The organism is Pseudomonas sp. HR1, from assembly GCF_030175875.1.
GTDB classification, from domain to species: domain Bacteria; phylum Pseudomonadota; class Gammaproteobacteria; order Pseudomonadales; family Pseudomonadaceae; genus Chryseomonas; species Chryseomonas oryzihabitans.
The window spans coordinates 143,481-156,074 of the sequence record NZ_JASNRF010000008.1 but is presented as its reverse complement, the minus strand read 5'-3'; the positions used below and the strand labels follow the sequence as shown (position 1 = coordinate 156,074).

The window sequence follows — 12,594 nt, the reverse complement described above, 5'->3', positions numbered from 1 at the left end:
GCCCGACTCAGACCTAAGTGCTTGATTTTCAAGCCGCTTCAGCGTCTGCGCCGGAAGTGGGGCGCATTATAGGGGAGTTTCAGAGCAGGTCAACAGGTTATTTCAAGAATCTTTCAGCAGGGATGAAAAAGGCCACCAAAAGGCGAGCTGTCACCTGTGCGAGGTAAGATGCCGGCAGACTATGTTTCGAGGACTGCATGACTTCCATCCTGGCTCGCTATCGACAACAGCTGAGAAACACCCTGGGCGACTGGTTTCCCCGTACCACGCTCTTCCTTAAAGGAGAGCAGGCGCCAAGCGGCCAGAAAAAGGTGCAGCCGACCAAGGCCCGCAAACGGCAGGCCGAGCCCAGAGTCTCGGTCAAGGCGGCGAACAGCGAGCAATCCATTATACAGGCTACCCCGGCCATCCCCTCCCCCGCCGGCATCTATGGTCCCGCACTCACCATCAAGCGCTCCCAGGAGCAGCGGATGAAGGTACGTGTCGAGCAGGCCGTGGCTCAGGGCATCATCCAGCCACCCTCACCTGAGCAGTGGAAGATGATCCTCGCGCGGGCTCCGGCTACCCGTATCTTCGCGGGGGCCGGTTCGGGCAAGACCACGACGCTGGTGCTGCGAGTGGTGTTCATGCTGTGCCACCTCGACATCCCGCGCGAGCAGCTGACCGTCATCTCCTTCACCAAGGCGTCCTGCGAAGAGTTGCGCGCCCAGCTCAAGCGCGTCCTGGCCTTCTGGGAGGCCCCGCTGGATGACGAGGCGGCACGCGAACTGGTAAGAACCTTTCACTCGGCCCTGGCACAGTTGGCGCGCACCGAACTGAGGGCGACACAATGGTTCGAGCAGCTGTCCAGCCAATCGAAAGGTGACGACGAACCGGACAACGGCATGTTGGCTGGTGCCAGCCTGAACGAGGCTCAACGGCAGCTCCTGATACAGGCCTACGAGCAATGCTACCGCGAGGACGCCGGCTTTCGGCGTCGGGTCCATCTGTTGCTGGAACTGGCGCCGCCCAATGAGGAGGAGCCACCCGGCGCGCCACCCTTGCAGCCCTTCGTCCTCAATGGCGAACGTCAACCCCAACCGCTGCCCGACCTCTTCTATGGCCAGGCCTCATTCGCCGAGACCCTGGGGTTGCGGGTCGGCTCTATAAAGAGCAGTCAGCTGGAGTGCTCGACGCGGGACCGGATCTTCCTGGAGGCCATGCAGCAATTCTGGCGACACTTCGGCAAGCTGCTGAGGGAACAGCGGCTGATCACCTTCAATACCGCCTTTGCCGTGCTGACGGATCGCCTGGAAAAGAAACCCAGTCGCGCCCTGATTGCCCGTCTGCAGCCCTTCACCCATTTGCTGATCGATGAATTCCAGGACATCTCGCCGCAGATCGCCCTCTGGCTGCGGCAGGTACAGCGCAGGCTCGCCGAGGAGCAGGTTGCGCCTTCGCTGATGGCCATCGGTGACGACTGGCAATCCATCTACGGCTGGAGGGGCAGCTCGCCGGAGCTGTTCATTCACTTCGACCGCTGGTTTCCAGGCCAGACGCCCAGCCAGACGCTGATGCTGGGGACCAACTACCGTTCTTCACCGGACATCGTGGCGGACGGGGAACGCATCCTGACGCAGGTACGCCACAAGCAGCCCAAGAAGACCCAAGCCTCCCGCGCGGCGGATGACCAGGGTCATGGGGTCAAGGTCGTGCCGCAATTCGATATCGCCCGCCAGTTGGCTGCGTTGCTGAACGAGATCGAGGCGCAACGGACGTATGCCGCGGAACGAGAGCGGCCGGAGCGGTGTGCGGTCATGGTGATGAGTCGCCTGAACGCGCCCTTGAAAGCCATCAACGAGCAGTTGGGACGTCAGCCAGGCGTACGCACCTGCACCATTCACCGAGCCAAGGGCTTGCAGGCCGAGGTGGCGATCGTGCTGGACGATGGCCAGCCCCAGCAGCCCCACCCGTTGCGCAACGCCCTCTATGCGACCAGCGGACATTTCCAGCAAAGCTATGACGACGCCATGGCGGACGAGGCGTTGCGCCTGAGCTATGTGGCGGTGACCCGTGGGGTCAGCCGGGTGCTGTGGTACACCCGGCAGCCACGGGGTGCGGCCGCAATATTGGCGGGTTGAGTCAGGTTACGTAGCGGGCGCTGTGATCTCGCACTGCGGTTGAGCACCGGCGAAAATCGAGCGCCCGTCCGAAACAACATGTAGGCCTTCTCCACCTAGCCGCGCAGGCCTGCAGCAATAGTCTCGCTCAGCATCTGCAAACGCCGCGACTGCACGGAGCCCTCATCATGATGAGCCTGCAAAAGCAGAAAGCGTGCCGAGGGTAACGCTGGCAAAGCGTCTTCGGCGAGTAGGCGCAGCCCCTGGCCGGTAACGGCGGAAGCATTCAGGCATGCGATGCCAAGCCCTGCCGTCAGTGCAGCCTGCAAACCGGCCACACCGGACGCGATATGGCTGATCACGTAAGGAATACCTGCGGCCTGCAGACGGCTGCAGGTCAATCGATGCAGGGAGCAGCCTTCCGGCAACAAGGCCAGAGGCACCGGTCGTCCCGGCTGTAGCGGATTCGTATTCGAGGCGCCTACCCAAATTAGCGGTTCCTGGTGTAGCGGATTGATCGTCACCCCGGGTGCAGCTTTGCGGGCGACATCCAGCTTCATGACGATGGCCAGGTCCAGCTCGCCTACGCGCTGAGCAACCTCAAGCTCGTCGCTCCTGCCGATACGGGTACGCAGACGCAGTCCAGGCAGCTGTTGATGCAGGCGTGCCAGCAGGCTCGCCAGATCGACCGGACGAAAATAGTCGGTCACTCCCAGGCAGGCTTCACCTTCAAGAGGGATCCCGTGGAGATCACGCCAAGCCGCATCGGCCATGGCCAATAGCGGCCTGGCATGGGCCAGCAAACGCTCGCCTGCAGCGGTAGGTCTCACGCCGGCCTTGCTGCGAATCAATAGAGTCTGGCCGGCGCGCTCTTCCAGCTTACGTAGTTGTTCGCTGAGAGCTGATTGCGAGAGACAGCGCAGTGGTACCGCCGCCGAAAGGCTACCTGCATCGACAGCCGTAACGAGCGTACGCAATAGATCCAGATCGAAGCCTGACATGAGCATCCATTCCAAAAACCGATGGATGACATTTTATCTTCCGGCTTTTCCGCTGCAACCAGTCTCTTCAGACTGGGGCCACCAACCAACGAGGAAGCAGCCATGCCCCATATCGTGCTCCATCTATCAGGCGAGCGAGACGTAGCGCTCGGTCAACGTGCCGCAGCCGTCATCAATGACTTGGTCGCAGAGCATCTGGGCAAGCGCCCGGAGCTGATGGCGACTACTGTTCACTATATAGCTGCTGCGGACTGGTTCCTGGGCGGGGAATCGCTAGCGACGCTCGGCGGCAGTGCCTTTCATCTCGACATCAGCATCACCGACGAGACGAACACAAAAGGCGAAAAGGCGCGTTTCCTTCATGAAGTCCAGGCGGCCATGGCGAAACCCCGGCCCGATGTGCACGAGCTCTGCTATGTGCATCTGATCGACGCGCGGGCGGCTGCCTATGGTTTTGGCGGCCGGAGTCAGGAATGGCGACACCAGCAAGCCGGAGTCTGATTCCGCAGCTGGCCGCCACTCTTCCCAGAGGCGGCAATCGATACCGCTACTACTCGATCACATCGAAGTCCTTGAGGTGTTCTTCGGACAGCTCAAGGCCCAGACCGGGCTTGTCATCGTCGAGTTGCAGGTAGCCGCCGACCGGTTGGGGTTCGCCCTTGAAGACGTAGTAGAAGAGTTCGTTGCCTACCTCCACGTCGAATACCGGGAAGAACTCGGCCATGGGCGAGGCGGTGCTGGCCATGGTCAGGTGGTAGTTGTGCATCTGGCCGGCGTGGGGAATGACCGGCACCGACCAGGCTTCGGCCAGGGCGTTGATCTTGCGCGCGGCGGTGATGCCGCCGACGCGGTTGGTGTCGTACTGAATGACGTCCACGGCGCGGCGTTCGAGCAGGTCCTTGAAGCCGTAGGAGGTGAATTCGTGCTCACCGCCGGAGATGGGCATGATGCCCATCTTCTTGAGTTCGACGTAGCCTTCGATGTCATCGGCGATGACCGGCTCTTCCAGCCAGCGCGGTTCGAATTCGGCCAGCTTGGGCAGCATGCGGCGGGCGTATTCCAGGGTCCAGCCCATGTAGCACTCCAGCATGATGTCGACGTCGGGGCCGGCCAGCTCGCGCAAGGCGCGCACCTGCTCGATGTTACGGCGCATGCCGGCGGGGCCGTCCTTGGGCCCGTAACCAAATCTCATCTTGAGGGCGTCGAAGCCCTGGTTGAGATAGCCCTGGGCCTCTTCCAGAAACAGATCCAGATTGTCATTGGCGTAGAGCTTGGAGGCGTAGCAGGGGATCTTTTCCTTGGTCCGGCCACCCAGCAACTTGAACACCGGCTTATCTACCGCCTTGCCCATCAGGTCCCAGAGCGCCAGGTCCACGGCGGAGATGGCGGCCATGCCGATGCCCTTGCGGCCCCAGGCGTGGGTGCGCCGATACATCTTCTGCCAGAGGTATTCGTTGTCGAAGGGATCCTGGCCCAGGACGATGGGGGTCAGGTAGAGGTCGATGATTTCCTTGGCCACCCGCGGCGCCAGGGCGCAGTTGCCGAGGCCGACCAGGCCGCTGTCGGTTTCGATCTCCACCACCAGCCAGCCGTGGAAGCGGAAGGAGCCCATGGCGTCGCCGCGCTCATAGAGGATGTCGGTGGCGTTGGTGCAGAAGTGCGCCTGAGGCGGAACGACCTTGCCCTTCCATTCGAAGACGCGGGTGCGAACGCTGGTAATTTTCATGGTGAGGTTCCTTTTTCGAGCATGAGTAAGGCCGTCCGGCCCCAGGGACCGGTTCGGCGGATTCGGGAGGCGCCTGGACGCCGCGGCAGCTATCAGTGGCGGGAAGCGCCCAGGCGGCAGGCGATCTCGAAGGCCTGACGGGTCGCACCGACATTGGCGCGGCCCTGACCGGCGATGTCGAAGGCGGTGCCGTGGGCGGGCGTGGCGATGGGAATGGGCAAGCCGCCCTGCACCGTGACCCCACGGGAGAAGCCCATCAGCTTGATCGCGATCTGGCCCTGGTCGTGGTACATGGTCACCACGGCGTCGAAGGCGCGGGCGTCGCCCTGGACCTTGAGAAAGATGGTGTCCGCGGGATAGGGGCCGTCGGCGGCGATGCCCAGCGCCCTAGCGCGCTCGACGGCCGGACCGATGAGGTCGATCTCCTCGCGGCCGAAGCTGCCGTTGTCGCCATTGTGCGGATTAAGGCCGCAGACACCGATGCGCGGTCGCGCCAGGCCGCTGCGCTTGAGTTCGTTGTCGATCAGCTGGATGGCTTCGATCACCCGTTCCTGGCTGAGCAAGCCAGGGACATCCTTCAGGGCGACGTGGGAGGTCACCCGCGAGGTCCAGAGATCGTCCAGCACGTTGAATTCGCAAAATGGCCCCTGGTAGCCGAGGTGCTCGGCGAACCAGTGCAATTCGTCGTTGTGGCGCATGCCTGCCAGGTGCAGGGAGGTCTTGTTCAGCGGACCGAAGAGGATGGCGTCAGTGTGGCCCGCCCGGGTCAGGTCGAGGGCGACGGCCAGGGTGTCCAGGCTGTAGCGGCCGCCGACGACACTGGCTTCGCTGCGGGGAAAGGCGCCTTCCGCAGCGCCCCGGTAGGGATACAGCAGGGGTACGTCGTCCTGAAAATCGAGGGCATCCAGGCTATCGATGGGGCGGTAGGGATACTCGCAACCGGCGATGCGCATGCCGGCGCGGGCCTCCTCCTCGTCGGCGATCAGCACCAGGCGGGCGCGGCTGCGCACCTCGGGATCGGCCAGCAGGCGGGCGATCAGCTCGGGGCCGATGCCGGCCGGATCACCCAGCACCAGGGCCAGGCGGGGAAGCGTGGAATTGCTCATGCGGAAGTCCTCAGGTAGGTGTCCAGGCGAAAGACGTCGGCCACCGGGCGATACAGACGCTGGGCGGTGTCGTGGAAGAGTTGGCGCTGGGCCGTGATGGGCAGGTCGGCCACCAGATGCTTGAAGCCGCCGATGATGGTGTCGTAGCTGCCGCACAGACGATCGACGGGAAAGTTGCTGGCGAACATGGCGCGTTCCGCGCCGAAGACGGCGATGGCCTCGTGGACGATCCAGGCGTTGTCTTCGGCGCGCCACGGCTGGCCGGCGAGGCCCAGGCCGGAGATCTTCAGCGCCACGTTGGGCCATTCGGCGAGGCGGGCCAGGGCCGCGCGCCAGGCGGTCAGACCTTCGGCGCTGCGGTCGGACGGCAGCCCCGTGTGGTTGAGGATCAGCTGGGTGGCCGGGAAGTCCCGCGCCAGGCGACAGGCTTCGTCGAGATTCCACCAGGGCGTCTGCAGGTCGAAGTGCAGGCCGTGGCGCTGCAGCTCGGCGTAGCCCTGGCGCCAGCGCTCGTCGCTCATCAGGGTGCGCTGGCTGCCCACCTCTTCCGGGCGCGCCGGGCCACCGGGCTTGTGTCTGACGCTGCGCACCCGTTCGAAGGCGGCCTGGGCGGCGAGCAGCTCGGCGGCGTCTGCCGCATCCAGCCAGGCCTGGGCGACCACCGCATGGGGCGCACCATGGCGGCGTGCCAGGTCATGGACGTAGCGGGTCTCGCCCAGGGGATCACGCGGATCCCACTCGGTCTCGACATAGACGGTCTGGACCACCTCATGACCGGCCGCGTCGGCCAGGTAGTGCTCGGGCAGATAGTCACCCTTGATGGCGTTGTAGTCGCCATAGCGGAAGGGGATGGTTTCCGTGCCGGACAGCCAGGGGTGGAAGTTGCGCCGGGGCTCCCAGAAGTGATGATGGGCATCGACGATGGGGCCGTCATAGAGCTCAGCCATGCTGCACCTCCCGCTGGTCCAGGGCGATCAACAGGGTGCCGAGGATGAACAGGCCCGAGCAGAGAGCGAAGAAGCCCAGCACCGCGGGATAGCCACCCAGGTGCTGCAGCAGCAGGCCGACCAGGATGGGTACGGCGATGCCGCCGAGGCTGCCGGCCAGGTTCATCACCCCACCGATCAGGCCGACGCGTGCCGGCACCGCCAGCAGCGCCGGGAAGCTCCAGTAGAGGCTGCCCCACATGAGGAAGAAGGCGGTGAGCGACAGCAGCGCCACGGCGGCATAGGGATCGGTCAGCCGCGGCAGCAGCAGGAAGGCCGCCAGCGCCACCAGGCCGGAGCAGGACAGCAGTGCCTTGGCGGCGAGGCCACGACGCACGCCCTTGCGCACCAGCAGGTCGCAGAGGAAGCCACCGACCAGGGAGCCGGCCGCCCCGCAGAGGAAGATGACGAAGGTAGCGGCGCCGATGCCCTTGATGTCGAAGCCGCGGGCCTGGGCCAGGTAGCTGGGCCCCCAGGTCAGCAGGCCGAAGAAGACCATGGCCCAGCTGGCGCGACCGATGAGGATGCCGGCCAGGGAGCGACGGGCGATGCCCAGGCCCCGAGCGCCGGCCTTGGCCGCCTGGGCCACCGAGGTGGTGCGACCTTCGTTGATGCGCGCCAGCTCGGCGGCATTGACCCCGGGGTGGGCGGCTGGGTCGTCCCGAAGATAGCGCCAGGCGAGCCAGGCCATGGCCAGGGTGGCGATACCGGCGATGAAGAAGGCGGTGCGCCAGGAACCGAAGACGGCGATCAGGTAGGCGATGAGCAGTCCGCCCAGGGCCACGCCCAGCGGTCCGCCGCAATCCATCAGCACCGCGCCACGGCCGCGCTCGCAGGAAGCCAGCCAGAGGGAATTGAGCTTGCCACCGGCCGGAAACAGCGGCGCTTCGGCAGCGCCCAGGGCGACCCGGGCGAAGATCAGCGACAGCCCGCCGGTGGCGAAGGCGGCGAGGGTCTGGAAGACGCCCCAGAGCCCGGTGGACCAGCCGATGACGCGGCGCGGGCCGTAGCGGTCGATCAGCCAGCCGCCGGGAATCTGCAGGAGCGCATAGGCCCAGAAGAAGCTGCTGAGAATCAGCCCCTGGGTGGCCGGCGTCAGCTGGAATTCGCGGGCGATGGTAGGCATGGCGATGGACAGCGACACGCGATCCACCAGATTGATGACCGTAAGACCGAAGATGATGGCGAAGATGCGCCAGCGGACGCGGGAGGCCTGGAGCACCGTGGGTACGGCGGCTTCGCCGAGGCGTGAGGAACGGGACGTCGAGAGCATGGCATGGACCCCTGGGATTCTTGTTATGGGTGTTCAGCTGCCGGCTGGCGAGGTCGACTATCAGCCGAGGGGCGATAACCGTCTAATCAAATCTGCGCATAGGTGTATAGCCGCAGGATATAGGTCGGTTTTCGCTCGTCGCTACAGCCCTTTTGCCGTGCGGAGTCAGATGAAGAGCAGCGCCAGGCATAACCCCAGGCTATAGGTGCATGCCTTCTTTTGACTGGTCAGGATCGCCGGGTGCTGCGCACACTCGGCCCACCCAAAACAACGACAAGAAAGAGGTAGTCCCATGCGCAGCACTTCCCTGCTCGCCGCCCTCCCCCTGTGCCTGGCCGCTGTGGTGGCTCCCGTCGCCGAGGCTGCCTGGCAACCCGAGGGCAAGGTGGAGATCGTGGTCGCCGGTGGTCCCGGTGGCGGCACCGACCAGCTCGGTCGACTGATCCAGTCGATCATCACGCAGCACAGGCTGCTCGACGCCAGCACGGTGGTGATGAACAAGGGTGGCGGCAACGGCGCCGAGGCCTTCCTGGAGATGAAGATGGCCAAGGGCGAGGCGGACAAGCTGGTCATCGCCACCAACAACGTCTATCTGCTGCCGCTGACCGCCAAGCTCGGCTACCAGCTCGCCGACCTCACCCCGGTGGCGGCCATCGCCGAGGATGACTTCATCCTCTGGAGCTACGCCGACGCGCCCTGGAAGGACGCCCGGGGCTACCTCGACGCCATCAAGCAGGATCCGGCCGGCAAGCGCATGGGTGGCAGCCAGTCCAAGGACGTCGACCAGACCCTGACCCTGCTGCTCAATCGCACCGAGGGCACCAAGCTCACCTACATTCCTTTCAAGAGTGGCAGCGAGGCGGCGACCCAGCTGGCCGGCAAGCACATCACTTCCAACGTCAACAACCCCAGCGAGAGCCTGAGCCAGTGGCGCGGCGGCCAGGTGGTGCCGCTGTGCGTGTTCAGCCAGGCGCGCATGACCTATACCGCCAAGGTCACCGAGACCCAGGCCTGGTCCGACGTGCCCACCTGCAAGGAGCAGGGGCTGGGCATCGACCAGTACCGTTTCCCGCGCACCGTGCTCTTGCCGGGCGGGGTCAGCGAGGAACAACGGGCCTTCTATGTGGAACTGCTGCGCAAGGTCAGCCAGACGCCGGAGTTCAAGGCCTACATCGAGCGCAATGCCCTGGTGCCGACCTTCCTCGAAGGCCAGGCGCTGCAGGACTACATCGCCCAGGACACCGCACGGGTCACCCCGGTGTTCGAGGACGCGGGCTGGCTCAAGCGCTGATCGCGCACTGACACAGGAGAGACGGCCATGGCCGGAGATTCTCTGATCACCACCCGCTGGGTGGAACTGGGGCTGGCGGCCTTTACCGCTGGCCTTGGCGGCATCGTGATGGTGGGCAGTCTGGAACAGGGCATCGGCTGGGGCGATGCCGGCCCCGAGCCGGGCTACTTCCCCTTCTACATCGGCCTGCTGCTGACCCTGGCCAGCCTGGCCACGGCGCTGCAGACCCTGTGGCGCTGGCAGGCGCTGCGCACCAGCTTCGTCGAACGCGCCGCCTTCGGCCAGGTGCTGCGGGTATTCCTGCCGATGCTGGCCTTCGTCGTCGCCCTGCCCCTGCTGGGCCTCTATCTGACGGCCTTCCTGTTCATCACCTGGTTCATGGCGCGGGATCGCCAGCGGCAAAGACGCTACGGTGCCTGGCAGATCCTCGCCACCGCCGGCGGCGTGAGCCTGGCCAGCTATCTGATCTTCGCCCTCTGGTTCAAGGTGCCGCTGGATGCCGGGCCCCTGGCCGACCTCGCCCGGCTGCTGAGGAGCCTGTCATGAGCGAATTCGACTCCCTGATGCACGGGATGGGGCTGATCCTGTCCTTCCATCACCTGGCCCTGATGGTGATCGGCGTGCTGCTCGGCATCCTGGTCGGGGTGCTGCCCGGCCTGGGCGCGCCCAATGGCGTCGCGCTGCTGCTGCCGCTGACCTTCACCATGAGTCCGACCTCGGCCATCATCCTGCTCTCCTGCATGTACTGGGGCGCGCTGTTCGGCGGCTCCATCACCTCGATCCTGTTCAACATCCCCGGCGAACCCTCGTCGGTGGCCACCACCTTCGACGGCTATCCGCTGGCGCGCCAGGGTCGTGCCGGCGAGGCCCTGACCGCGGCCTTCACCTCGGCGCTGCTGGGCGCCCTGGTCGGGGTGCTGCTGCTGACCTTCCTCTCCAGCCGCATCGCCGCCTTCGCCATGGAATTCAGCTCCCCGGAGTTCTTCGCCGTCTACCTGCTGGCCTTCTGCACCTTCATCGGCATGAGCAAGAATCCACCGCTGAAAACGGTGGCTGCCATGATGATCGGCTTCGCCATGGCGGCGGTGGGCATGGATACGGTGTCCGGCAATCTGCGCCTGACCTTCGACCAGCCGGCACTGCTGTCGGGCATCAGCTTCGAGGTGGCGGTGATCGGCCTGTTCGGCATCGGCGAGATCCTCTGCACCGTGGAGGAAGGCCTGGTCTTTCGGGGCGAGCAGGCGCGCATCACCCTGCGCACCGTGCTCGGCACCTGGAAACAGTTGCCACGCTACTGGCTGACCTGGCTGCGCAGCGCCCTGGTCGGTTGCTGGATGGGCGTGACGCCCGGTGGCCCTACCGCCGCCTCCTTCATGAGCTACAGCCTGGCGCGGCGCTTTTCAAAGAACCGCGAGGGCTTCGGCAAGGGCGAACTGGAAGGGGTGATCGCGCCGGAGACCGCCGACCACAGCGCCGGCACCAGTGCCCTGCTGCCGATGCTGACCCTGGGCATTCCCGGCTCCGCCACCGCCGCGGTGATGCTCGGTGGCCTGATGATCTGGGGCCTGCATCCGGGGCCGACCCTGTTCGCCGAACAGCACGACTTCGTCTGGAGTCTGATCGCCAGCATGTACCTGGGCAACGTGGTCAGCCTGATCGTGGTGCTGGCGACGGTGCCGCTGTTCGCCGCCATCCTGCGCATCCCGTTCTGCATCATCGCGCCGATCATCTTTACCGTCTGCGTGATTGGCGCCTACTCGGTGCACAACAGCCTGTTCGACGTCTGGCTGATGCTCGGCTTCGGCATCCTCGGCTATGCCTTCAAGAAGCTCGGCTATCCCATCGCCCCCTTGGTGCTGGCGGCGGTGCTGGGCGACAAGGCCGAAGACGCCTTCCGCCAATCGATGCTGTTCTCCGATGGCCAGCTGAGCATCTTCTGGTCCAACCCGCTGGTGGGCAGTCTGACCACCGCGGCGTTGCTGATGCTCTGCTGGCCGTTGCTCGCGCGGGGCCTGCAGGCGCTGCGCCTGAGCCAGCCGCGGGCCAAGGTACGGCCGTCGTGAACGCCCCGGCCTGGCGCGGACGCACCCCACCGACGCCAGGCCCGGGCTCATGCGCTACCCTAGCCGGCTCCCCTGCCCCAAGGTCCGCCAGCATGACGCGCATTCCTGATGCCCATACCATCCACAGCCGTCTGCGCCTGCGCCAGTTGCGGCTGGTGCTGGCACTGGCGGAATTCGGCTCGCTGCGCCGCGCCGCCGACGACATCGGCATGACCCAGCCGGCCGCCACCAAGATGCTGCACGAGATCGAGAGTCTGCTTGGCGTGGGGCTGTTCGAGCGGCTGCCGCGCGGCATGCGCGCCACGGCCTTTGGCGACACGGTGATCTACTACGCGCGGATGGTGTTCGCCGAACTCTCGGGCATGCGCGAGGAGCTGGTCGCGCTGGAATCGGGCAATCTGGGCCGGGTCGCCGTGGGCGCCATCCCGGCGCTGGCCTCGGGCCTGCTGACCCGCACCATCGCTACCCTCAAGCAGAGCCATCCGCGGCTGTCCATGTCCATCCAGGTGGATACCAGCGACGTGCTGGTCCAGGCGCTGCTGCAGGACCAGCTCGACGTGGTCCTGGGCCGCATTCCTACCGGGGCCCGCGCAGAAGAGTTGCTGTTCGACAGCCTCGGCGAAGAGGTGCTCTGCGTGATCGCCGGCGCCCAGAATCCCCTTGCCCAGGCCACTCACCTCACCTGGGGCGAATTGCAGGAGCACACCTGGGTGCTGCAACAGCACCCCAGCCCGATGAGGGCCATCATCAACCAGGCCTTCCACGACGCCCGGGTCGACATCCCCGGCAGCATCGTCGAAACCACCTCCATCATGACCCTGCTGGCGCTGCTGCAGCAGACCGACATGCTCGGCGTGACGCCGCTGTCGGTGGTCAACGACTATCCCGGTCGCCATCTGCTGGCGGTGCTGCCCATCGCCTTCGAACCACGACTGCCGCCCTATGGACTGATCCGTCGCCGCCACCGGGTGCAGTCCTCGGCCATGCAGACCTTCATGGCGGCGGTGCGCAGCGAGCATGGGCGACTGCGCCAAGATGACGCCTGAGCG

11 protein-coding genes are annotated in these 12,594 nt (G+C 65.4%); 6 read left to right on the top strand and 5 right to left on the bottom strand.

The window, feature by feature from the left end; translation table 11 throughout:
* The first annotated feature begins 197 nt into the window (after positions 1-197).
* The gene (locus QKY98_RS22315; protein WP_074585142.1) at positions 198-2,120 is read left to right on the top strand and encodes a UvrD-helicase domain-containing protein; all 1,923 of its coding nucleotides are present in this window, start codon (positions 198-200) and stop codon (positions 2,118-2,120) included.
* 95 nt (positions 2,121-2,215) lie between these two features.
* On the opposite strand, the gene QKY98_RS22310 is transcribed toward QKY98_RS22315, so the two are convergent.
* Positions 2,216-3,100 carry a LysR substrate-binding domain-containing protein gene (locus QKY98_RS22310; protein WP_284671620.1) on the bottom strand — a complete coding sequence of 295 codons (885 nt, stop codon included), beginning with the start codon at positions 3,098-3,100 and terminating at the stop codon, positions 2,216-2,218.
* A 102-nt stretch (positions 3,101-3,202) separates the two neighbouring features.
* Between QKY98_RS22310 and QKY98_RS22305 the strand changes: the two genes are divergently transcribed.
* Complete coding sequence (locus QKY98_RS22305) at positions 3,203-3,601, top strand: tautomerase family protein (protein ID WP_284671619.1); 399 nt, start codon at positions 3,203-3,205, stop codon at positions 3,599-3,601.
* A 49-nt stretch (positions 3,602-3,650) separates the two neighbouring features.
* Here QKY98_RS22305 and QKY98_RS22300 read toward each other — a convergent pair whose 3' ends face one another.
* The 4 genes from QKY98_RS22300 to QKY98_RS22285 all read right to left on the bottom strand — a co-directional run bounded on the left by QKY98_RS22300 (position 3,651) and on the right by QKY98_RS22285 (position 8,191).
* The gene (locus QKY98_RS22300; protein WP_027597829.1) at positions 3,651-4,826 is read right to left on the bottom strand and encodes an L-rhamnonate dehydratase; all 1,176 of its coding nucleotides are present in this window, start codon (positions 4,824-4,826) and stop codon (positions 3,651-3,653) included.
* Positions 4,827-4,918: 92 nt separating this feature from the next.
* Entirely contained in the window at positions 4,919-5,932 is a 1,014-nt protein-coding gene (locus QKY98_RS22295; protein WP_284671618.1) for a 4-hydroxythreonine-4-phosphate dehydrogenase PdxA, read from the bottom strand.
* On the bottom strand, positions 5,929-6,879 hold the full coding sequence (locus QKY98_RS22290; RefSeq protein WP_284671617.1) for an amidohydrolase family protein: 951 nt from the start codon (positions 6,877-6,879) through the stop codon (positions 5,929-5,931). The genes QKY98_RS22295 and QKY98_RS22290 overlap by 4 nt, the downstream gene beginning before the upstream one ends.
* The gene (locus QKY98_RS22285) at positions 6,872-8,191 is read right to left on the bottom strand and encodes an MFS transporter (protein WP_284671616.1); all 1,320 of its coding nucleotides are present in this window, start codon (positions 8,189-8,191) and stop codon (positions 6,872-6,874) included. The genes QKY98_RS22290 and QKY98_RS22285 overlap by 8 nt, the downstream gene beginning before the upstream one ends.
* Positions 8,192-8,483: 292 nt before the next feature.
* Here QKY98_RS22285 and QKY98_RS22280 point away from each other — a divergent pair, with 292 nt between their 5' ends.
* From QKY98_RS22280 to QKY98_RS22265, 4 genes are all read left to right on the top strand, one after another.
* The gene (locus tag QKY98_RS22280; protein ID WP_042136469.1) at positions 8,484-9,482 is read left to right on the top strand and encodes a tripartite tricarboxylate transporter substrate binding protein; all 999 of its coding nucleotides are present in this window, start codon (positions 8,484-8,486) and stop codon (positions 9,480-9,482) included.
* 27 nt (positions 9,483-9,509) lie between these two features.
* Entirely contained in the window at positions 9,510-10,028 is a 519-nt protein-coding gene (locus QKY98_RS22275) for a tripartite tricarboxylate transporter TctB family protein (RefSeq protein WP_284671615.1), read from the top strand.
* Positions 10,025-11,545: a tripartite tricarboxylate transporter permease gene (locus QKY98_RS22270; RefSeq protein ID WP_284671614.1), complete on the top strand. Its 1,521-nt coding sequence runs from the start codon at positions 10,025-10,027 to the stop codon at positions 11,543-11,545. The genes QKY98_RS22275 and QKY98_RS22270 overlap by 4 nt, the downstream gene beginning before the upstream one ends.
* Before the next feature lie 92 nt (positions 11,546-11,637).
* Positions 11,638-12,591: a LysR family transcriptional regulator gene (locus QKY98_RS22265; RefSeq protein WP_027597822.1), complete on the top strand. Its 954-nt coding sequence runs from the start codon at positions 11,638-11,640 to the stop codon at positions 12,589-12,591.
* The last annotated feature ends 3 nt before the right edge of the window (positions 12,592-12,594 follow it).

Coding starts and splice junctions, on each gene's coding strand:
- QKY98_RS22280 (WP_042136469.1), top strand. CDS start 8,484: ATGCGCAGCACTTCCCTGCTCGCCGCCCTCCCCCTGTGCCTGGCCGCT.
- QKY98_RS22315 (WP_074585142.1), top strand. CDS start 198: ATGACTTCCATCCTGGCTCGCTATCGACAACAGCTGAGAAACACCCTG.
- QKY98_RS22300 (WP_027597829.1), bottom strand. CDS start 4,826: ATGAAAATTACCAGCGTTCGCACCCGCGTCTTCGAATGGAAGGGCAAG.
- QKY98_RS22285 (WP_284671616.1), bottom strand. CDS start 8,191: ATGCTCTCGACGTCCCGTTCCTCACGCCTCGGCGAAGCCGCCGTACCC.
- QKY98_RS22270 (WP_284671614.1), top strand. CDS start 10,025: ATGAGCGAATTCGACTCCCTGATGCACGGGATGGGGCTGATCCTGTCC.
- QKY98_RS22275 (WP_284671615.1), top strand. CDS start 9,510: ATGGCCGGAGATTCTCTGATCACCACCCGCTGGGTGGAACTGGGGCTG.
- QKY98_RS22265 (WP_027597822.1), top strand. CDS start 11,638: ATGACGCGCATTCCTGATGCCCATACCATCCACAGCCGTCTGCGCCTG.
- QKY98_RS22295 (WP_284671618.1), bottom strand. CDS start 5,932: ATGAGCAATTCCACGCTTCCCCGCCTGGCCCTGGTGCTGGGTGATCCG.
- QKY98_RS22305 (WP_284671619.1), top strand. CDS start 3,203: ATGCCCCATATCGTGCTCCATCTATCAGGCGAGCGAGACGTAGCGCTC.
- QKY98_RS22290 (WP_284671617.1), bottom strand. CDS start 6,879: ATGGCTGAGCTCTATGACGGCCCCATCGTCGATGCCCATCATCACTTC.
- QKY98_RS22310 (WP_284671620.1), bottom strand. CDS start 3,100: ATGTCAGGCTTCGATCTGGATCTATTGCGTACGCTCGTTACGGCTGTC.